This is a genomic window from Amycolatopsis bartoniae (genome assembly GCF_014191255.1).
Classification (GTDB): Bacteria; Actinomycetota; Actinomycetes; order Mycobacteriales; family Pseudonocardiaceae; genus Amycolatopsis_E; species Amycolatopsis_E bartoniae.
Map to the genome: position 1 here is coordinate 975,443 of NZ_JACHWH010000002.1, position 20,526 is coordinate 995,968.

The window sequence follows — 20,526 nt, forward strand, 5'->3', positions numbered from 1 at the left end:
TGCTCACCTGAACTCGGGCAGGACCTTGCTGGACCACGCCTCGAAGAACTTGTCGTGGTCCGAACCGATCTGCTGGACGTACACCTCGTCGAACCCGGCGTCGGCGAACTTGCGCACCTGCTGCACGTACTTGTCCGGGTCCGGGCCACACGGGATCGACTCCCCCACCGCCTCCTCGGTCACCAGCGTCGAGGCGGCGGCGAACTCGCTCGGGATCGGCAGGTTCCGCGGGAGGTTGCCGGGCAGCAGGTCGTTCGGCCACTTGCGGTGCGCGGTCTTGCGGCCCTGCTCCTCCGACTCGGCCCAGCACGCCTTGAACCCGCCCTGGATCGGGCCCCGGCCGCCCTCGTCGCGGTAGCGCTTCACGAGCTCCGCGTCCGGCATCACCGTGCACAGCCCGTCCGCGGTCTTCGCCGCGTGGCTGATCGCCTTCGGGCCGAACGCCGACACGTAGATCGGCACCGGCTCCTCGGGCAGCGTGTAGATCCGTGCCTGCTCCACCGTGTAGTGCTTCCCGCGGTGGTTGACGAGCTTGCCGGTGTGCAGCTCGCGGATCACGTCGATGGCCTCGTCGAGCATCTCCAGCCGCTCGTCCGGCGGCGGCCAGTGGTCGCCGAGCACGTGCTCGTTCAGCGCCTCGCCACTGCCCACGCCAAGCGTGAACCCGCCGCGGCATTGCACCGCCGCAGTCGCCGCGGCCTGGGCGACGATCGCCGGGTGGATGCGGATCGTCGGGCACGTCACCGCCGTGGTGATCGGCAGCGAGGTCACCTGCGACAGCGCACCGATGACCGACCACACGAACGGGCTCTGCCCCTGCTCGTCCAGCCACGGGTGGAAGTGGTCGGAGATCCACAGCCGTTCGAACCCGGCCTGCTCCGCCTGCTTCGCCTGCTCGACGAGCTCCTGCGGACCGAACTCCTCGCACGAAAGGAAATAGCCGATGCTCACCATGTGGTGCGACTACCCCGCACCACCGCGCTCAACCGCGCGCGCGCTCCGTGAGGACCCGCGCCACGGGCTCCAGCCCGGACATCTCCACGACGCGCCGCACCGGGGAGCTCGGCGGCACCACCAGGTCCAGCTTCATCTGCAGCACCCGCAGCCGTTCGGCGAGGGTGAACAGGATGCGCAGCCCGGCGCTGTCGAGGTACTCCAGCTTCGCCAGGTCGAGCACGACCGTCGTGACGTCGTTGGTGACCGCGTCGTTGATCTGCTGCTGCACCTCGCTCGCGTTCGCGAGGTCGATCTCGCCCACTATCCGCACGAGGACCGCGTCCCCGTCGACTTCCTTGGTGATCTCAGCCGCAGTCATGCCTTCGCCTCCGGCTCGAGACGTCGCCGGATCATGACTGTCGTCCCTTCTTCGGTCCTGTTCACCTGGACGTCGTCGCCGCACTTCTGCATCAGCGTCAGTCCTCGTCCGCGGTTCTTGCCCCGCGCGGCGCGCCACCGGCCGTCGTCCCGCACGGTGACGACCAGTTCGTCGTCACGCAGTTCGATCCGCAGGTGGACATCTCCCCCGGCGGGGCCGTACGCGTGCTCCACGGAGTTCGTGCACGCCTCGCCGACCGCGAGCAGCAGGTCACCGGTGACGTCTCCGGCGACGCCGACCGCCGACAGCCAGCGCCGCATCGCCGCGCGGATGTCCTTGAGCGACTCGGGGATCGCGGGCACGGTCACTTCGAGCGGGCCGACCTCGTCCGGCCCCTGCCGCCGGAACGCCAGCAGCGCGACGTCGTCCTCCGGCACGTACTCGCCGATGAGCTTCGCCATCACGTGCGCGCACACCTTGTCGGACGGCTCGATGTCGACCGCCGCGCGCAACGCCTCCAGCCCCTGGTCCAGCGGCGCGTGCCGGCGTTCCACCAGGCCGTCGGTGTAGAAGCAGGTGATGGTGCCCGGCGGCAGGTCGACCACCGTGGTCTGCCTGCGGGCCTCCCGCACGGCGCCGATCGGTGGGTCGGTGGGCAGCTTCGCGAACTCGGCGGGCGCGCCGGGGCGGGCCAGCACCGGGGCGAGGTGCCCCGCCGACGACAGGTACAGCTTGTCGAAGTTGGGTTCGAGGGTGCCGTAGAGGACGGTCGCCATCATGCCGGGCTCGAAGTGCTGCGCCTTGCGGTCGAGGCGGGTGAGCACGTCGGCCGGGTCGGTGGTCTCCAGCGAGTAGGCGCGCAACGCGCTGCGCAGCCGGCCCATGACCACCGCGGCGGGCAGGTCGTGCCCGACGACGTCGCCGATCACGATGCCCATCCAGCCGTTCGGCAGGGTGAACACGTCGTACCAGTCGCCGGCGACGATCGAGCGGCCGCCGGGCACGTACCGGGCCGCGAAGTCGAGCGAGAGCACGTGCGGCAGCTGGGCGGGCAGCAGGCTGCGCTGCAGCTTGGCCGCGGCGGCCCGCGCGGACTGGGCCTGCTGCGCGTCGACGGTCAGCGCCACCCGGTCGGCGGCCGCCTGCAGGAACTCGACGTCGTCGTCGGTGAAGCGGCGCGACGTGAGGCTACCGACGTGCAGCACGCCGATCACCTGTCCGCCGATCAGCAGCGGCACGCCGAGGAGGGTCTGGATGCCCCGCTCCCACAGCAACTGGTTCACGACCGTGGTGCTGTCGACCCGGTCGAGCATGACCGGGTGCTTCTCGGCGGCGACCTTCCCGGCGAAGCCCTGGCCCAGCGGCACCCGCACGCCCTGGCGCACCTCGGTCTCGATGCCCTTCGTGGCGGTGGCTATCAGCTCGGTGCCACCGGGTTCGAGGAGCAGGACGGCGACAGTGTCGGCGCTGAGCCCCTGGCAGATGCGTTCGAGCAGCTCCGTGAGGATGTCGTCGCTGTCCATGTGCGCGAGCGCGCGGTCGCTGACCGATCCCATCCGGCGGAGCCTGTCTTCCGCGCTCGCCGCTGCTGCCATGATCGGTAGTTAACCAGCCCTCGGGAGAAGAAAACGACGGTACTTACTCCGGACACGGTAACCCCCGCTCGTTCCGCCCGCCACCGAGCCTCGGGTTCGTCACGGTGGGTACCACTGCGGTGACCAAAAGCGGCGAAACCGGAGGTAGAGGCGGCGATGGGGGCCGCTGAGCGGAACACCTCGCGTCCGGTACAGCCGGGGCCGGACACCGGCCGGCCCCGGCATCACCTCAGCCGCGCTCGATCAGATGCCCCACGTGATCGGGGCCCGGGTGCGCCGCGCCGGAGCCGTCGCGGCGGTCGACCGGTTCTGGCAGCTCCACCGGGTCTCCGTTGCGGGAGACACCGGCGGGACGCGGCCCGACCCACGCCAGGGTCAGCTCCTCCTCGCCCTTGAGGAACCGGTGGGCACGCACCCCGCCCGTCGCGCGGCCCTTGGCCGGGTACTCGGTGAACGGCGTGACCTTCACCGTCTGCCCGGTCGCCGTGACCACCAGCGGCACGCCGCGTTCCGGATCGTCCGTCCGCACCGCGCCGAAGAACACCACGTGGGCGTCGTCGGCGAGCTTGATGCCCGCCATGCCACCGCTCTTGAGGCCCTGCGGCCGCACCAGCGACACCGACAACCGCAGCAGCGACGCGTCCGACGCGACGAAGGCGAGCGTCTCGTTCCGGTTGGTCAGCCAGCTGGCGCCGACCACCTCGTCGCCGTCCTTGAGGGAGATGACCTCGAACTCGTCGGCCCGCACGGGCCACTCCGGCGCGCACACCTTGACGATCCCGTGCCGCGTGCCGAGCGCGAGCCCCGGCGACTCCGCGGCCTGCTCGCCGAGCGGCGCGAGGCCGATGACCCGCTCGCCCTTCTCCAGCGGCACCAGCTCCCGCGCGGCCATCCCGCCGCGCAACGACACCGTGCCCGCGCCTTCGGGCAGCACCGGCAGCGGCAGCACGTCCGTCTTGAACGCGCGGCCCCGGCTGGTGACCAGCAGAACCTGGCCCCGCGCCGTCGAGTGCACCAGCGCCGCCACCGCGTCGTGCTTCACGCGCCCGTTGCGGCGGCGGCCTTCCTGCGCCTCCTCGGACTCCGCCGCGGTGCGGGCGACCAGGCCCGTCGCGGAGAGGATCACCTGGCACGGGTCGTCCGCGACCTCGCGCGGGCCCGCGGGCTGGGACGCCGCGAGCACCTCCTTGAGGTCACCGTCGATCAGCGCGGTGCGCCGCTCGGTGCGGAAGTCCTTGGCGATCTTGGCCAGCTCGTTGGAGACGACCTTCTTCAGCTCGCGCTCGTCCTCCAGGATCGTGGTGAGCTCCGCGATCTCCGCGCGCAGCCGCTCCTGCTCGTCCTCCAGTTCCAGCTTGTCGTACTTGGTGAGCCGCCGCAGCGGCGTGTCCAGGATGTACGTCGCCTGGATCTCCGAGAGCTTGAACCGCTTCATCAGGCCGTCCTTGGCCTCGGCGGCGTTCTCGCTGTTGCGGATCAGCCGGATCACCTTGTCGATGTCCAGCAGCGCGATCAGCAGGCCCTCGACCAGGTGCAGTCGTTCCTCGCGCTTACGGCGGCGGTAACGGGTGCGCCGGGTGACCACGTCGTAGCGGTGCTGCAGGAACACGTCCAGCAGCTGCTTGAGCCCCAGCGTCTGCGGCTGCCCGTCGACGAGCACGAGGTTGTTGATGCCGAACGACTGCTCCAGCGGCGTGAGCCGGTAGAGGTCGGCCAGCAGCGGCTGCGGGTTGACGCCCACCTTGCACTCGATGACCAGCCGGGTGCCGTTCTCGCGGTCGGTCAGGTCCTTCACGTCCGCGATGCCGGTGAGCCGCTTGGACTTGTTGACCTCGTCGGTGATCTTCTCGATCACCTTCTCCGGCCCGACGCCGTACGGCAGCTCGGTGACGGTGATGGCCTGCCGCCCGCGGCTGCCCTCCAGCGGCCCGGTCTCGACCTTCGCGCGCATGCGCACCACGCCGCGGCCGGTCTCGTACGCCTTGCGGACCTCGTCGAGCCCGAGCAGCAGCCCGCCGGTGGGCAGGTCCGGGCCGGGCACGAACTCCATGAGCTTGTCGAGCGACGCGTTGGGGTGGTTGATGAGCCACCGCGCGGCGGCGATGATCTCGCCCATGTTGTGCGGGATCATGTTGGTGGCCATGCCGACCGCGATGCCCGACGTGCCGTTGACCAGCAGGTTCGGGTAGGCCGCCGGCAGCACCGTCGGCTCGGACAGCGAGCCGTCGTAGTTCGGCCGGAAGTCGACCGTCTCCTCCCCCAGCTCACCGACGAGGAGCATCGCCTCGGGCGACATACGGGCCTCGGTGTTGTGGTTGACGAAGCCACCGGCGAGGAACGAGTGGTCCTCGGAGTCCACCCGGACCGAGTAGACCTCCGCCGGCTCGGCCACGGCGACCTCGGTGATCTCCTCGAACCGGTAGCCGGAGTCCAGTACCGGCAGGACCGTGGCCAGCACCTCGGTGTCCTCGACGCGGTCGAGGAGCTCCTGCCGGTCCCCCGGCTCGAAGCCGAGGTACTCCGCGACGAACGGGACCTGCTCGCCGAGGTCCTGGGAAACTTCCAGACGGCGACCGGAACGCCGCGCGACGACGCCCAGCTCGGCGAGCAGCTCCTGCACCTCGGCGGCCAGGCGCTCGCTGTCGCAGGAGATCGTGGCGCCGCCTCCAGACAGGGCCGTCACGAACGCCCGCTTGACGCCCCAGCCACCGGTCCAGACCTCTTCCGGCACCGACCCGTGTGCTTCCGCGGCGGCGCGGGCCCCGAGCTCCGCCTCGCGAGCCGTCGGAGTCACCTGCTGCCAGGCGTTGCGCGCGATGGCGACGACCGCGCCGGGCCGCAGCTCGTCGAGCCGCCGCCACTGGAACAGCGGCACACCCATCGGCGCTTCCAGGCACAGGACCAGGTGGTTCTCGCTGCCCCGCAACGAAAAGCCCGACTCGGTGGCGATGCGGATCGTCGGGTGGACGCCCGAGTTGAAGACCTTCGAGACCCGGACCGCCTTGCCGTCCTTGTCCAGGACCTCGAAGTCGGCGTCGGCCTCGCTGTCGGCGGGCAGGCTCACCACGTCGGCGATGCGAGGGCTCGACCCGTCCGCGAGGCGGATCCGGGTGTCCCCGACGACGCAGTACCGCGAGGCCGCCGGGCCGTCGTCCGGGCTGCCGAAGTTGCCGTGCCCGTCGATCAGCGGCGCGTTCATCGAGAAGTCCTGCGCCAGGCGGACCATCGCGTCGTAGATCGCCGTGTCGCCGTGCGGGTGGTAGCGGCCCATCACGTCACCGACGACGCGGGACGACTTGACGTACGCGTGGTTCGGCCGGTAGCCCGCCTCGTTCATCGCGAACAGGATCCGGCGGTGCACCGGCTTCAGGCCGTCCCGCGCGTCGGGCAGCGCGCGGGAGTGGATGACCGAGTACGCGTACTCCAGGTACGAGTCCTCGATCTCCGTCTTGACCGGGTTCTCGAAGACCTGCGCGCCGGCCTGGTCGAAGGCCGCCGGGTCGACCCTGGTGGTGGGGGTTTTGCGCCGTGCCATGGCTCAGCTTCTCCTGGTGCTCAGATGTCGATGGCGGCCTGGTCCACCCGGCCGGAGGACTCGATCAGCCAGTTGCGCCGCGGCTCCACCTTCTCGCCCATCAACAGGTCGAGTGCGGCCTCCGCGGCTTCCGCGTCGTCGAGGGTGATCCGGCGGACCGACCGGGTCGCCGGGTTCATCGTGGTCTCCCACAGCTCGTCGGCGTCCATCTCGCCGAGGCCCTTGAACCGCGGCACCGGCGTGACGACCGTCTTGCCCGCCCTCTCCAGCTCCGCGACCTTCGCCTCCATCTCGCGCTGGGTGAAGGTGAAGTGCGTCTCGGGGTTGCGGCCCTTGGTCATGACCTTGTGCAGCGGCGGCATCGCCGCGTACAGCCGCCCGTCCTCGATCACCGGGCGCATGTAGCGCGCGAACAACGTGATCAGCAGCGTGCGGATGTGCGAACCGTCGACGTCCGCGTCGGCCATCAGGATCACGCGGCCGTAGCGCATCGTCGACAGGTCGAACGTACGCCCGCTGCCCGCGCCGAGCACCTGCACGATGGACGCGATCTCGGCGTTCTTCAGCGTGTCGCCGAGCGACGCCTTCTGCACGTTGAGGATCTTGCCCCGCAACGGCAGCAGCGCCTGGTACTCCGACACACGGGCCATGCGCGCCGAGCCGAGTGCGCTGTCGCCCTCGACGAGGAACAGCTCGCTGCGCGAGATGCCCGTGGTGCGGCAGTCGACGAGCTTCGGCGGCATCGCCGCGCCTTCGAGCGCGGTCTTGCGGCGCGCCGCGTCCTTCTGCTGCTTCTGGGTCAGCCGCACGCGCGCCGCGTCGACCACCTTCTGCAGCACGATCTTGGCCTCGGACTTGGTCTTGCGGTCCTCGGTCCACGCCTTGAGCTGCTTCTCGACCACGCCCTGGATCACCCGCGTGATGCCCGCCGTGGACAGCTCGTCCTTGGTCTGCGAGGTGAACTGCGGCTCGGGGATGCGCACGTGGATCACGGCCGTCATGCCCTCCAGCACGTCCTCGGCCGTCGGCAGGTCCTCCTTGGGCTTGAGCAGCCCGCGGGTCTTGGAGATGGCCTCCTGCAAGGCTTTCAGCGCCCCGCGGTCGAACCCGCGGCGGTGGGTGCCGCCGTGCACGTTGCGGATGGTGTTGGTGAAGCACTCGACCGTGCGCTCGTAGCCGGTGCTCCACCGCAGCGCCACCTCGATCTCGGCGCGACGCTCCACATTGGACTTCATCACGCCGTTCTCGTCGGCGGCGTTCTCCTTGTACGTGCCCTCGCCGGTGATCATGATGATGCCCGACACCGGCTTGTCGCCGCTGGGCGTCAGGAACTCCACCATGTCCCGCAGGCCGTGGGGGTAGGAGAACGTCTCCTCGCCGATCGAGCCCTCGGTGGCGTCCCGCAGCACGTACGTGACCCCGGGCACGAGGAACGCGGTGTTGCGCAGCTTGGCGCGCACCGCCTCGGTGTCGAGCTTCGCGCCCGTCTCGAAGTAGCGGGAGTCGTACCAGTAGCGGATCGAGGTGCCGGTGCGCTCGCCGCGCTTCATCTTCCCCACCACGCGCAGCCCCGGCTGCGGGGTGAACTTCGCCTTCGGGCCCGGCCCGTCGAACACGCCGGGCACGCCGTGCGCGAACGACATCTCGTGCACCTTGCCGTCGTTCCTCACGGTGACGTCGAAGCGGTGTGACAGCGCGTTGACCGCCGACGCGCCCACCCCGTGCAGCCCGCCGGAGGTCTTGTAGCCGGAACCGCCGAACTTGCCGCCCGCGTGCAGCCGCGTGAGCACCAGTTCGACGCCGGAAAGGCCGGATTTCGCGTGTTTCCCGGTGGGGATGCCGCGGCCGTCGTCGTCGACCTGGACGCTGCCGTCCGCGTGCAGGGTGACCACGACCCGGGTGGCGTGACCGGCGACACCCTCGTCGGTCGAGTTGTCCACGATCTCGGTGAACAGGTGGTTGATCCCGCGGCTGTCGGTGGACCCGATGTACATGCCGGGCCGCTTGCGGACAGCTTCCAGCCCCTCGAGGTGCGTCAGGTCGTCGGCCCCGTAGAGGGGCTCAGCAGAGGCGGTCACAGGGTCTTTCTCCCAGGTCGTGGCGGAATGTGGCGTCGAACCGGCGACCCACGGTAGGACAGGGTATCGGACCGGTCCGACAAAACCGCGTTCCTCGAGGCGTGCCGTACCCTCGGGACGTGACAAAACGGCCCGAACCACCGCTGCCTCAGCGGCACGGTCTGGACCCGGCGCGGATGAAACTGCCCGCCGAGGGCCCATGGGCGACGGTGCGGGACCACCTCGTCGAACGCATCCCGCGGCTGCCACCGGGGCGCCTCGACGAGATGCTCGCGGAGGGCCGGATCGTCGGGCTCGACGGGCCGGTGACGCGGGAAACGCCGTTCAAGGCGGGGGCGTACATCTGGTTCCACCGCGACCTGCCGGAGGAGACGCCGGTTCCGTTCCGGATCGACGTCGTGCACGCCGACGAGCACCTCGTCGTGGTGGACAAGCCGCACTTCCTGGCCACGATCCCGCGCGGGCAGCACGTGCTGGAGACGGCGCTGGTGCGGTTGCGGCGCGACCTGGAGCTGCCCGAGCTGAGCCCCGCCCACCGGCTGGACCGCGTCACCGCCGGGCTGCTGATGTTCGTGCGGCGGCGGGAGCACCGCGGCGCGTACCAGACGTTGTTCCGCGATCGCCGCGTCCGCAAGGAGTACGAGGCGATCGCGCCCCACGACCCCGCGCTCGAACTGCCGCGCACAGTGGTCAGCCGGATCGTGAAGGAGCGCGGAACCATTACGGCGGAAGAGGTTCCGGGCCCGCCGAACGCCGAGACCCGCGTCGAGCTGCTGGAGCACTCGGGCGGGCTGGGCCGTTACCGGCTGGTGCCCGCGACGGGCCGCACGCACCAGCTGCGGGTGCACATGAACTCGCTGGGCGTGCCGATCCTCGGCGACCGGTTCTACCCGGTGGTGCGGGAGACGCCGCTGCACGACTTCCGCCGCCCGCTGCAGCTGCTGGCCAAGACGCTGGAGTTCCGCGACCCGCTGACGGGGGAAGAACGGCGGTTCGAGAGCCGCCGGGCGTTGCAGGCGTGGAGTTCCTACGCGGATTGGGAATCCGCCTAGCCGGTCAGGAAGAGTGGTGCAGCACGCGGAGCATCGCGTTGTCGTCGATCGACTCCGGGTCCGGTTCGACGCACGCGGCCAGGCCCGCCCGCAGCGCCTCCTCGTCGAGGCCCGTGCCGATGAGCACCAGCTGCGTCCGCGGCTCGCCCGGCCACTCGCCCCGCTCGAAACGCAGGTAGCGGCCGACGGTGTGCAGCGTGTAGCGCTCCCGCACTCCGAAGTGGACAGTGCCCTTCGCGCGGTACAGGCCCTCCGGGCGTTCGTCGAGCAACCGCAGGAACTTGCGCGGGTGCAACACTTCCGGCGTCTCGAACGACACCGTCTGGTACTCCGCGTGCAGGTGCCCGTCGTGATCGAGCAGCTCGTCGAACGACAGCTGCTCGACGGCCGGGCGCGGGCGCTCGACGGGATCCAGCAGCAGGCGCAGGTCGATCCGCCCGTACGCGACCGGCAGCACCGGCCGTCCACCGCTCAGTTTCCCCGCCAGCTCACGAATCCGCGTCACCTGCTCCGCGGACACGCGGTCGATCTTGTTGAGCACCACCAGATCCGCGAACGCGAGATGCCGCTCCAGCTCGGGATGCCGGTCGCACGTGGACTCGAACTCCGCGGCGTCGACCACCTCGACCAGACCGCCGTACTCGATTTCCTCGTGTGTGGCCGACAACACGAGCTGCACCAGCTCGCGCGGCTCCGCCAGCCCGCTCGCCTCGATGACGATCAGGTCCAGCTCCGCCTGCGTGAGCCGCTCCAGCATGCGGTCGAGACCACTCGCGTCCACCGCGCAGCACAGGCAGCCGTTGCCCAGCGAAACCGACGCGTCGACCTGACCCGCGACCGTGAGCGCGTCCACGTTGATCGCGCCGAAGTCGTTGACCAGCACGCCTATCCGCACGCCCTGGTCGTTGTGTAGCAGGTGGTTGAGCAGCGTCGTCTTGCCCGCGCCCAGGAAACCCGCGAGCACGAGAACGGGGATCCGCGGCTGCATAATCTGCACCATAGCGGGTAGTAGGGGGTGTTTCACGTCGACGGGCGCTGGGCATACTGCGGACCGTGCACAATGGAAAGCTGCAGCTCGAAGACGTGACCATCGCGGACCGTTCCGTGGTCCGCAGAGCCGTGGGTGCCGCCGCTGTCGGCAACATCACGGAGTGGTACGACTTCGGGGTCTACGGATACCTCGCGACGACCATCACCAAGGTCTTCTTCTCGGGGCTGCCGCCCGCCATGGGCACCATCGCCACGTTCGGACTGTTCGCCGTGTCGTTCCTGATCCGTCCCTTCGGCAGCCTGTTCTTCGGCCCGCTGGGCGACCGGATCGGGCGCAAGAAGGTGCTGTCGCTCACCGTCATCCTGATGGCCGCGGGCACCTTCGTGATCGGGGTGGTGCCCAGCTACGCGCAGATCGGCATCGCCGCGCCGCTGCTGGTGCTGCTCGCCCGCCTGTTGCAGGGCGTGTCGACCGGCGGCGAGTACGGCAACGCGATGACGTTCATCGCCGAGTACGCCCCGGACCGGCGGCGCGGCTTCCTGGGCAGCTGGCTCGAGTTCGGCACGCTGACCGGGTACGCGTTCGGCGCGACCATCGCCACCGTGCTGACCGCGGTGCTCACCCCCGACCAGCTGCTGAGCTGGGGCTGGCGGCTGCCGTTCCTGCTCGCGCTGCCGCTCGGCGCGGTGGGGCTGTACCTGCGGCTGAAGCTGGAGGAGACGCCGGCGTTCGCGGACCTGATGGAGCAGTCGAAGGCCGCGAACAAGCCGCCGGAGAAGTCGGAGCTCCGCCGCGTGTTCGTCGACCACTGGCGCGCGATGCTGCTGTGCGCGGGGCTGGTGCTGGCCTGGAACGTGACGAACTACATGCTCACCAGCTACGTCCCCACCTACCTCACCGAGACGCTGCCCGGCCACGGCCACACCGGCACCGGCCAGACCGCGTCCGAGGTGCTGCAGATCGTGACGCTGGTCGTGCTGATGGTCGTCATCACGTTCCTCGGCAGGCTGTCGGACCGGATCGGGCGGCGGAAGGTGGTGCTCGCGGGCTGCGTGGCGCTGGTGGTGCTGTCGCTGCCGTCGGTGCTGCTGCTGCGCGCGGGCGGTGACGTGCGGACGCTGCTGGGGCTGCTGATCATGGGGCTGACCCTGATCTGCTTCTCGGCGGTGCTGCCGTCCACGCTCCCGGCGATGTTCCCGACGCGGATCCGCGCGGGCGGGCTGTCCATCTCGTTCAACATCGCGGTGTCGCTGTTCGGCGGCACGACCTCGACGGTGATGAGCGCGCTGGTCGCGGGCACCGGGGACCTGAACTGGCCCGCCTACTACCTCATGGCGGCCGGGGTCATCGGGGCGATCAGCATCGTGCTCACGCGGGAGACGGCACAGCGGCCGCTCGCCGGGTCGCCGCCGATCGTGGAGAGCAGGCAGGAAGCCCGCGAGGTCGTCGACGCCCAGCACTGAGCGGACCGGTCAGAGGGTCAGCGACTGGGTGCCCAGTACGACGGCCAGCGCCAGGCGGTCGGCGTCCTCCGTGCCGGGCTCGGCGGTGTAGACGGAGACGCGCAGGTCGTCCAGTGCGACGAGCAGCGTGTCGCAGTCGAGGGTGATCCGGCCGACCGCCGGGTGGTCGACGGTCTTGCGCCGGGACGGGTCGGGCAGCGACGTCGGGGTGTCGGCGTCCCAGAGCTCGGCGAAGCGCGGGCTGCCGGCGGTCAGGTCGGCGATCAGGCGCCGCAGGGCGTGGTCGGCCGGGTAACGCGAGGCCGTCAGGCGCAGGTCGGCCACGAGGCGGGCCTCGTGCTCGGCCTGCTCCTGCGCGGTGTGCACCACCCGCGAGGGCAGGCCGGTCACGTTGCGCCAGACGGCGTTCCGTGCCAGGCCACGCCAGGCGGTCGTGTCACCCATCAGCGCGTCGTAGGGCGCGTTGGCCAGCACCAGCGTCCAGCTCGCGTCGTACACCACCACCGGCGTGTTCGACAGCCGGTCGAGCAGTCGTTGCACGCTCGGCGGAATCCGCGACGGCACGACGTCCGGGCCGGGTGCGGCGTGCCCGGCCAGCCGGAAGAGCAGGTCGCGTTCGGTGTCGGACAGGCGCAGCGCCCGGGCCAGCGACTCCACCACCTGCGCCGACGGCGCGGTCGCGCGCCCCTGCTCCAGGCGGGTCAGGTAGTCGGCCGAGATGCCGGCGAGCCCGGCCAGCTCCTCGCGGCGCAACCCGCTGGCCCGGCGCCGGCGGCCCGCCGGCACGCCGACGGCCTCGGGCGCCACCCGGTCACGCCAGCGGCGCACCGTCCGGCCGAACTCCCACGCTTCCACGAATCCCAGTCTCCGCCGGTCGCACCGGGTTGTCCTGGCCCTGGCAGTCCTACGAAAACCGGACGACTGCCTGCGGCCCGGCCGGGCGCGCAACCTGGGGCCATGACCGAACCCGGAACTGTGCTGATCACCGGCCCGACCCGCAACCTGGGCCGCCACGCCACCCTCGCCTTGGCCGAGCGCCCACCGGGGCAACGGCCCGACCTGCTGCTGGTCGGCCGCGCCGGACGGGACCTGACCGCGGTGGCCGACGAGGCCAGGGCGCGCGGCGCCAACGTCCGCGAGATCGGCTGCGACCTCTCACGCCTGGCCGACGTGCGTGCCGCCGCGGCCACCGTGCGGGACCTGCTCACCGCCGGTGCCGTCCGGCCGCTGCGCGCGCTGGTCGCCAACGCGGGCACCATGTCGCCCGACACCCGGCGGGCCTCGGCCGACGGCTACGAGCTGACCTTCGCCGTCAACTACCTCGCCCACGCCCAGCTCATCGGCGATCTGCTCGGCTCGTTCACCGCCCCGGCGCGGATCGTGCTGGTCGGCTCGAACACCTACGCCGCCAACTTCTGGCGCAAGCTGCTGCACGTGCCCCCGGCCGAGTGGGCCGACCCCGTCGAGCTGGCCCGCCCTGCTCCCGCCGAACAGGCCCCGGGCATGACCCCGTCCGGCGTCGCCTACTCCAACGCGAAGCTGGCGATCCTGTACTACGCCCACGAACTGCAGCGCCACGCCGGTGACGGGATCACCGTGTCGGTGTTCGAGCCGGGCTGGATGCCCAGCACCGCGTTGAGCCGGGACGCGCCCGCGGCGTTCCAGGCGATGGGCCGGGCCCTGGCCCGGATCCCCGGTGTGTCGACACCGCAGCGCTCGGGGCCGCTGCTGGCCGCGCTGGCCCTCGACGAGAAGTGGGCGCACCTGCGCGACGGCGCGTTCGTGGTGAAGACCAGGCCGACCGCGGTGCGGCCGGTCGCCCACGATCGCGCCCGGGAACGGCGCCTGTGGGAGGCGACCGCCGAGCTGCTGGCCCGGGCGGGCGCGCCGCGTTAGCTCACTTCGCGCCGCCCGGCTCGGACATCTTGGCCGCCAGCTTGGTGTTCAGGGTGTCCGGGCTGTGCTGCGCCACGTTGGCCTGCACCTTGTTGCGGGCGCCGGTGATCACGTGGTCCTTGCCCGCCATCAGTGCCTCGAAGCCCGCCTTGGCGACCTCGGCCGCGTCGTCCTTCGGGCCGCTGCCGATCTTCGTGTCCTCCATTCCCGCGCGGGTGAAGAACTCGGTGTCGGTCGGGCCGGGCATCAGCGCGGTGACCGTGACGCCGCTGTCCTTCAGCTCCTCCCGCAGCGCCTGCGCGAACGAGCCGACGAACGCCTTCGACGCGTGGTAGACCGACTGGTACGGGCCGGGCATGCTCGCCGCGATCGAGGACGTGAACAGCACGCGGCCGCCGCCGCTGGCCGCCATCCCGGGGATCACCCGCTTGGCCAGGTGGACGGTGGACCGGACGTTGAGGTCGACGACCCGCAGCTGGTCCGCCAGGTCCCCGCCGTCGGTGAAGGACCCGCCCACGCCGACGCCCGCGTTGAGGGCCAGCGCCGCCACCGGCTTCCCGCCGAGGTGCCGCACGAGCTCCTCGACGCCCTCGGGTTCGGCGAGGTCGACGCGCACGGCCTCCACCCGCGCGCCCAGCCGCGCGATCTCCTCCCGTGCCTCGTCGAGCTCCGGGTTCTCCGCCGCGATGAGCAGGTCGTACCCGTGTTGCGCGAACTGCTTCGCCAGCTCCCGGCCGATCCCCGTGGACGCGCCGGTCACTACCGCCAGTGGTTTGCTCGTGGTGTCCGTCATGCCGGGATGGATACCCGGCGGGTGGCGGTCAAACGTGCACCCGATCCGTCTACAGCGCGTGACGATCCCACCAGCCCCGTCTGACGCTGCGTGTTCGTCCGTTCGATCAGCGCAGGTCGGCCCGTTGTGGCGGGGATTCGCTGTGCGCGCCGGGAAAACGCCCCTACACTGGTCCCGGAGCAGAGCGTGAAAGCGCTTTCTCAGCTGGACCCGCCCAGCGCCCAACCTCCCCCCTCGGGGCGCTGTGGCGCAGAGTGGTCCCTGGCGGGCTCCCCCTGCCCCGCCGGGGACCACCCCAGCGAAGTCCTCTGTGGACACTCGGATGCTCAGGTGAGCGCGTCCGGCGCCGCGAGGCAGCCCGCCGTGGTCAGCTCCAGGTTCGCGAGCGAAGCGGCGTGCGTCGTCTCGTCGGCCGCGGCGACGCAATCGCTCACGACGTGCACGGTGAAGCCGAGGTCCGTCGCGTGGCGCGCGGTCTGCTCCACCGTCAGGTTCGTCGCCACCCCGGTGATCAGCAGGGTGCCCACATCGTTGGCCCGCAGCCACTCCGCCAGGTCGTTCCCGGCAAGCCCGGACAGCTTCTGGTTGTCCACCACGGCGTCCGCGAGCCCCGCCACCTCCGGAATCAGCTGCGCACCAGGCGCGTCCGGCCGGAACGCCTCCTGCGCCTCCCCCACGGCACGCATGAAACCCGTGTTGCGCACCAGTTCGCCCTCGCCCTCCGGGATGGTGAAGCGCGTGCAGATCACCGGCATCCCGGCCGCCCGCGCGGCCTGGTGGAACCGGGCCGCGCGGCCCACCACGCCGCTGCGCGCCACCGGCCCGGCCAGCAGCCCGCCGAAGAACCCCTGCGGCGAGATCACGTTCACCTGCCAGTGCAGCGCCAGCACCGCCCTGCCCCGTTCATCGGCCATGTCGCGATCATCCCACCTCCCCGGAGAGGTGGAGAAAAAACAACTGCCGGCCCTTTCCGGAAAATCCGCCGCACTGGTCCGGTCGCCGGAATGCACACACCCGTCGGGAGGCCCGGAAATCGAATTCCGGACGAGTACGGCCGGTGGCCGAGATAGCGCTTTCCGTAGATCCGGCCGAGGCGGGTGGCACTGCTGGTTGATCACCCGTCACGCACCGCAGTGAACCAGGTCAAGGGCATGTTCCGATTAATCGGACATCAGCTTGAACACTTGACAAGGCCCGGCCCGGTGGGGTTGTCTCCTACGCGCTTCGCTGCACACTGGTGGGAACTTTTTCGAAATTGCTGATCAACGCGTGAGAATCGGGCGGCCCCGTAAATGGAACGAACCGAGCCGGGCCGGGCGGCCTGGCCACCCAGTGGCTGGAGTCTCCGGACCAAGATCTCCGTCGTCCTGCTGCTGCCCGTGATCGTCGCGCTGACACTGGCTGGCACGCGCATCGAGAGCGAGCTGACCCGGGCGACCGACTTCAGCACCGTGCGCGACCAGCTGCCGGTGCTGCGCGACATCACCGATCTCGCCGACCTCGTCAACCAGGAATCCGTCGCGACGGTGACCGCGGGCCGCGCCGGGCTGCCCACCGCGCAGATCGACGCCGTCGACGCCAAGGCCGCGGAGCTCCAGCGCGACGCCGACTTCGGCAGCCTGTCCCCGGAAACCAGCCGCGTGCTCAACACCGCCATCGGCAGGCTCGGCGTGCTGCGCAACGTGAACAGCAACCGCGACCCGGTCGGCACCACGGCGGGCTACCGCGACATCGTGTTCGCACTGGCCAACACCGTGCCCGCGTTCACCACCCCCACCGCCGACAGCGAGCTCGACCGGCTGGCCTTCACCGGCCGCAACCTCCTGCAGCTGCGCGGGTCGCTCGCCGTGCAGGAGGGGTTGCTGCGCTCGATCGGGCCGGGCACCGACCAGGCCGTGATCACCTCCGCCGCGCAAGCCGCCGCGGAGGAGTCGGCGCTGCGCAACCAGGTGCAGGCGTCGCTGACCGGCGACCAGCAGGCCCGCTTCGCCACGGCGACCGCGTCCTCGGCCGACCGCCAGGCCGCGCTGCAGTCCGCGCTCGCCACCGACCGCACCACCGAGCTCAGCTCACTGCTGCTGCCCATCGCGGCGGAGAGCGCCGGGCTGGGCGACGTGCTGACCGAGCTGATCACGGGTCTTTCGACGGCGATCTCCGACCAGACCGACGACGCGCGCTCGACCGCGTTGCGCGACGCCTCGCTCGTCATCGGCGCGCTGCTCGCCGCGCTCGCCATCGCGCTGTTCATGGCGCGCTCGGTGGTCTCGCCGATGCGGCGGCTGCACGCGGCGGCACTGTCCGCGGCGCACGAGCAGCTGCCCAGGACGATCGAACGGGTGCGCAGCGGCGACGAGGTGTCGTGGCAGTCGGTCGAACCGGTCGGCATCACGACCGGCGAGGAGATCGGCCAGCTCGCGCACGCCTTCGACGAGATGCACCAGCAGGCGGTCCGGCTCGCCGGCGAGCAGGCGGAGCTGCGCAAGCAGGTCAGCGAGATGTTCATGACGCTGGCCCGGCGCAGCCAGTCCATGGTCGAACTGCAGCTGACGGTGCTGGAGGGGCTCGAGTCCAACGAGCGGGACCCGCAGCGGCTCGACGAGCTGTTCCGGCTCGACCACCTGGCCACCCGCCTGCGCCGCAACGGCGAGAACCTGCAGGTGCTCGCCGGCGGCAGCCCGGCGCGGCGCGACACCGGCCCGGTGTCGATGGTCGAGCTGCTGCGCGGCGCCACGTCCGAGGTCAAGGACTACCGGCGGGTCTCGCTCGTCAACGTGCCCAACGGGGCGGTGCGTTCGGAAGCGGCCGCGGACGTCGTGCACATCCTCGCCGAGCTGCTGGAGAACGCGACCCGCTTCTCCCCGCCGGAGGAGAAGGTGTACCTGACGGCGGACCGCGGCAGCGACGGCGGCCTGCTCGTCGAGGTGGTGGACAACGGGCTCGGCATGACCACCGAGGACCTCGCCGCCGCCAACCAGCGGCTCGCCTCGGGCGACACGGTCAGCCCGGAAACCGCCCGCCGCATGGGGTTGTTCGTGGTAGGGCGGCTCGCCGCCCGGCACGGCGTCACCGTCCGGCTGCGCGGCACGATGACCAGGGCGGGCCGCACCGGTGTCACCGCGAGCGTGCACCTGCCGGGCGAGCTGATCATCACCGACGGCACGTCCGCCCGCACCCCGGCCCTCGCCGCGGCCAGTGCCGTCAACGGCGCCGTCAACGGCCACGCCCACCCCGCGCCCGCGCCGTCCATCCCGCCGCAGCTGCCCGCCCGGACACCGATCTTCGACCGCGTGGTGTCGAACTGGTTCACCGAGCACACGGCGGACGAGAGCTCCGAGACGGCGCCACCGTCGCGGAACTGGGTCACGCCGGCCGACGAAGCCCGCCGCAAGGCCGAAGCCGCCGTCGAGCAGTCCGCGACGGCCGTGCTCAACCCCGCCGGGCTGCCGACGCGCAAGCCCGGCGCCCAGCTCGCACCCGGCGCGGCGCTGCCCCGCACCAAGGGCGAAGGCCCCCGAGACTTCCGTGATCCAGCAGCGGTCCGGAACAACCTGTCCAGGCACTACAACGGATTGCGGGCGGCGCGGCAGCGCACCGCGAACGAGGAGAGATCGTGACCCACTCATCCACCGCGCCCTCGCCGAGCTGGCTCGTCTCCGAGTTCAGCGAGGAGGTCGCCGGGGTCGCCCACGCCGCGCTCGTCTCCGCCGACGGGCTGCTGGTGGCGGCGTCGAAGAAGCTGCCGCGCGACCGGGCCGACCAGCTGTCCGCGATCGCGTCCGGTCTGTCGAGCCTCGCGCTGGGCACCGCCGAGCTGTTCACCGCGGGCCGCGTCGTGCAGTCGGTGATCGAGATGGAGGAGGGTTTCCTGCTGCTGATGAGCGTCGGGGACGGCTCCAACCTGGTCGTGCTCGCGAGCCCCGGCTGCGACATCGGGCTGATCGGCTACGAGATGACGCTGCTCGTCGACAGGGTGGGCAAAATGGTTGACACGCCGCTTCGGCAGGCGGGACCGTGAGTGGCCCGAATCCGCCGGACGGGCGGCCAGGACCCTCGCTGGCCAGGCCGTACGCCTGGACCGATGGCCGCACCCGGCCGGCGGTCGAGCTAGCCATAGAAGCTCTGGTCCAGACCACACCGGAAGGGCAGGCCGTGCCGTTCAACCGCGCCAGCCCGCTGTCGACCGTGACGCAGTTGTGCCTGCACCCGCGGTCGATGGCGGAGATCGCGGCGTACCTGTCCGTACCCCTGCAGGTGGTGCGGGTGCTCGTGGCCGACCTGCTCGCCTCCGGCTGGGTGATCGTGCGAGACACTCTCTCCGATCACGCAACCTGGGACGAGCGTCACGACCTGCTGGAAAGGGTCCTCAGTGGACTACGCACACTCTGACAGCTCGCAGCACATCACGTCGGCGAAGATCATCGTCGCCGGCGGGTTCGGTGCGGGCAAGACCACCTTCGTCGGCGCGCTGTCGGAAATCGTTCCGCTGCGCACGGAGGCGATGATGACGGCGGCGTCGGAAGGGATCGACGAGCTGACCGACGTGCCCGACAAGGTCACCACCACCGTCGCGATGGACTTCGGCAGGCTCACCCTCGCCGACGACCTCGTGCTGTACCTGTTCGGCACCCCGGGCCAGCACCGGTTCTGGTTCATGTGGGACGACCTGGTGCGCGGCGCGATCGGCGCCGTCGTGCTGGTGGACACGCGGCGCCTGGCGGACAGCTTCTCCGCCATCGACTTCTTCGAGTCGCGGCGGCTGCCGTTCGTGATAGCGATCAACCAGTTCGACGCCGTGCTGCGGCACTCGATCGACGACGTCCGCGACGCGCTCGCGGTGGGCCCGGGGGTCCCGGTGCTCACGTGCGACGCGCGGTCGGCGGAGTCGACGAAGCAGACCCTCATCGCCGCCACCGAGCACGCCATGGCCCGGTTGATCTCGGCGAACTGACTCCCCGGAGGCTCCCCGATGGACATGACCGACGTGCAGCACTTCGCGCTGGGCGACTGGCTGCTGCTGCTCGCGTACCTCACGTCGGTGGTGGGGTGCACGGTCGGGTTGTCGTGCACGCTGCAGGCCCGGTACGCGCTGAGCGCGCGGTCGCGGCTGTCGTGGCTCGCGCTGGCGGCGCTGTCCATCGGCGGGGTCGGGATCTGGCTGATGCACTTCGTGGCGATGCTCGGTTTCTCCACACCGGGGATGCCGGTGCGCTACAACGTCTTCTGGACGGTGCTGTCCGCGGTGCTGGCGGTGGTCTCGGTGTTCGGGGGGCTGCTGGTGTTCGGCGTGCGGACGCGGTTCGCGTGGTGGCGGCTGATCGCCGGCGGGGTGATCACCGGGCTGGCGGTGAACCTCATGCACTACACCGGCATGTGGGGCCTGGAGGTCAAGGGCTCGATCGGCTACCAGCCGGGCCTGGTGGTGCTGTCGGTCGTGATCGCCGTCGTCGCGGCCACCGCGGCGCTGTGGTTCACGGTCGCGGTGGACAAGCCGCTGCACCGCCTCGCGGCGGGACTGGTCGCGGGGATCGCCGTGACGGGCATGCACTACACGGGCATGGCGGCGATGCGGGTGCACCTGGACATGGGCGCGCCGGACCCGGCGGGCGTCGAGGTGTTCTCGTTCCTGTTCCCGGTGTTCGTCCTGGCGGCGGTCGCGCTGGCGGTGCCGATCTGCGCGGTGCTGATGGCCCCGCCGCCGGGCTCCCGCCGCGCGCCGGTGCAGGTGCCGGCCAAGCAGCCCGCCTGACGGGATCAGTTCTCGCAGCCGCAGGTCCGGCACGCCCCGGGCCTGCGGCTGCGTCACGTGCA

General features: G+C 71.0%; 17 protein-coding genes. 8 read left to right on the forward strand and 9 right to left on the reverse strand.

What is annotated here, in order from left to right; translation table 11 throughout:
* Window positions 1–3: 3 nt before the first annotated feature.
* The 5 genes from FHX82_RS16550 to FHX82_RS16570 all read right to left on the reverse strand — a co-directional run bounded on the left by FHX82_RS16550 (window position 4) and on the right by FHX82_RS16570 (window position 8,523).
* Window positions 4–954 carry a TIGR03557 family F420-dependent LLM class oxidoreductase gene (locus FHX82_RS16550; RefSeq protein ID WP_145932643.1) on the reverse strand — a complete coding sequence of 317 codons (951 nt, stop codon included), beginning with the start codon at window positions 952–954 and terminating at the stop codon, window positions 4–6.
* 28 nt (window positions 955–982) lie between these two features.
* Window positions 983–1,315, reverse strand: coding sequence for an STAS domain-containing protein (locus FHX82_RS16555; RefSeq protein ID WP_145932642.1), 333 nt, complete (start codon window positions 1,313–1,315; stop codon window positions 983–985).
* Window positions 1,312–2,871 (reverse strand): ATP-binding SpoIIE family protein phosphatase, encoded by a 1,560-nt coding sequence (locus FHX82_RS16560; protein WP_229881364.1) that lies wholly within the window; start codon window positions 2,869–2,871, stop codon window positions 1,312–1,314. Before FHX82_RS16560 ends, FHX82_RS16555 begins: the two co-directional genes overlap by 4 nt.
* A 268-nt stretch (window positions 2,872–3,139) precedes the next feature.
* Window positions 3,140–6,445, reverse strand: a complete 3,306-nt coding sequence (locus tag FHX82_RS37990; protein ID WP_145932640.1) for a DNA gyrase subunit A — start codon at window positions 6,443–6,445, stop codon at window positions 3,140–3,142.
* 20 nt (window positions 6,446–6,465) lie between these two features.
* Complete coding sequence (locus tag FHX82_RS16570) at window positions 6,466–8,523, reverse strand: DNA gyrase/topoisomerase IV subunit B (protein ID WP_145932639.1); 2,058 nt, start codon at window positions 8,521–8,523, stop codon at window positions 6,466–6,468.
* A gap of 176 nt (window positions 8,524–8,699) precedes the next feature.
* On the opposite strand from FHX82_RS16570, the gene FHX82_RS16575 reads away from it, so the two are divergent.
* Complete coding sequence (locus FHX82_RS16575; protein WP_221216124.1) at window positions 8,700–9,575, forward strand: RluA family pseudouridine synthase; 876 nt, start codon at window positions 8,700–8,702, stop codon at window positions 9,573–9,575.
* A gap of 4 nt (window positions 9,576–9,579) precedes the next feature.
* On the opposite strand, the gene FHX82_RS16580 is transcribed toward FHX82_RS16575, so the two are convergent.
* A complete protein-coding gene (locus FHX82_RS16580) occupies window positions 9,580–10,563 on the reverse strand; it encodes a CobW family GTP-binding protein (RefSeq protein ID WP_183176658.1) in 984 nt (327 codons plus the stop codon).
* A 65-nt stretch (window positions 10,564–10,628) separates the two neighbouring features.
* Between FHX82_RS16580 and FHX82_RS16585 the strand changes: the two genes are divergently transcribed.
* Window positions 10,629–12,029 carry an MFS transporter gene (locus FHX82_RS16585; RefSeq protein WP_229881367.1) on the forward strand — a complete coding sequence of 467 codons (1,401 nt, stop codon included), beginning with the start codon at window positions 10,629–10,631 and terminating at the stop codon, window positions 12,027–12,029.
* A gap of 9 nt (window positions 12,030–12,038) precedes the next feature.
* Here the strand turns inward: FHX82_RS16585 and FHX82_RS16590 are convergent, their stop codons facing one another.
* Window positions 12,039–12,884: a helix-turn-helix transcriptional regulator gene (locus FHX82_RS16590; protein ID WP_145932636.1), complete on the reverse strand. Its 846-nt coding sequence runs from the start codon at window positions 12,882–12,884 to the stop codon at window positions 12,039–12,041.
* Window positions 12,885–12,986: 102 nt separating this feature from the next.
* Here FHX82_RS16590 and FHX82_RS16595 point away from each other — a divergent pair, with 102 nt between their 5' ends.
* A complete protein-coding gene (locus FHX82_RS16595; RefSeq protein ID WP_145932635.1) occupies window positions 12,987–13,925 on the forward strand; it encodes an SDR family NAD(P)-dependent oxidoreductase in 939 nt (312 codons plus the stop codon).
* Window position 13,926: 1 nt separating this feature from the next.
* Here the strand turns inward: FHX82_RS16595 and FHX82_RS16600 are convergent, their stop codons facing one another.
* Entirely contained in the window at window positions 13,927–14,718 is a 792-nt protein-coding gene (locus FHX82_RS16600; protein WP_145932634.1) for an SDR family NAD(P)-dependent oxidoreductase, read from the reverse strand.
* A gap of 326 nt (window positions 14,719–15,044) precedes the next feature.
* The gene (locus FHX82_RS16605; RefSeq protein ID WP_145932633.1) at window positions 15,045–15,632 is read right to left on the reverse strand and encodes a cysteine hydrolase family protein; all 588 of its coding nucleotides are present in this window, start codon (window positions 15,630–15,632) and stop codon (window positions 15,045–15,047) included.
* Between the two features lie 378 nt (window positions 15,633–16,010).
* Between FHX82_RS16605 and FHX82_RS16610 the strand changes: the two genes are divergently transcribed.
* Genes FHX82_RS16610 through FHX82_RS16630 form a run of 5 tightly spaced genes read left to right on the forward strand, consistent with a single transcriptional unit; the run spans window position 16,011 to window position 20,464 of the window.
* Complete coding sequence (locus FHX82_RS16610; protein ID WP_145932632.1) at window positions 16,011–18,332, forward strand: sensor histidine kinase; 2,322 nt, start codon at window positions 16,011–16,013, stop codon at window positions 18,330–18,332.
* Window positions 18,329–18,733: a roadblock/LC7 domain-containing protein gene (locus FHX82_RS16615; RefSeq protein ID WP_145932631.1), complete on the forward strand. Its 405-nt coding sequence runs from the start codon at window positions 18,329–18,331 to the stop codon at window positions 18,731–18,733. The genes FHX82_RS16610 and FHX82_RS16615 overlap by 4 nt, the downstream gene beginning before the upstream one ends.
* Window positions 18,730–19,104, forward strand: coding sequence for a DUF742 domain-containing protein (locus FHX82_RS16620; RefSeq protein WP_145932630.1), 375 nt, complete (start codon window positions 18,730–18,732; stop codon window positions 19,102–19,104). Before FHX82_RS16615 ends, FHX82_RS16620 begins: the two co-directional genes overlap by 4 nt.
* Window positions 19,085–19,666: a GTP-binding protein gene (locus tag FHX82_RS16625; RefSeq protein ID WP_145932629.1), complete on the forward strand. Its 582-nt coding sequence runs from the start codon at window positions 19,085–19,087 to the stop codon at window positions 19,664–19,666. The genes FHX82_RS16620 and FHX82_RS16625 overlap by 20 nt, the downstream gene beginning before the upstream one ends.
* A 24-nt stretch (window positions 19,667–19,690) precedes the next feature.
* A complete protein-coding gene (locus FHX82_RS16630) occupies window positions 19,691–20,464 on the forward strand; it encodes an MHYT domain-containing protein (RefSeq protein WP_145932713.1) in 774 nt (257 codons plus the stop codon).
* Window positions 20,465–20,526: the final 62 nt, after the last annotated feature.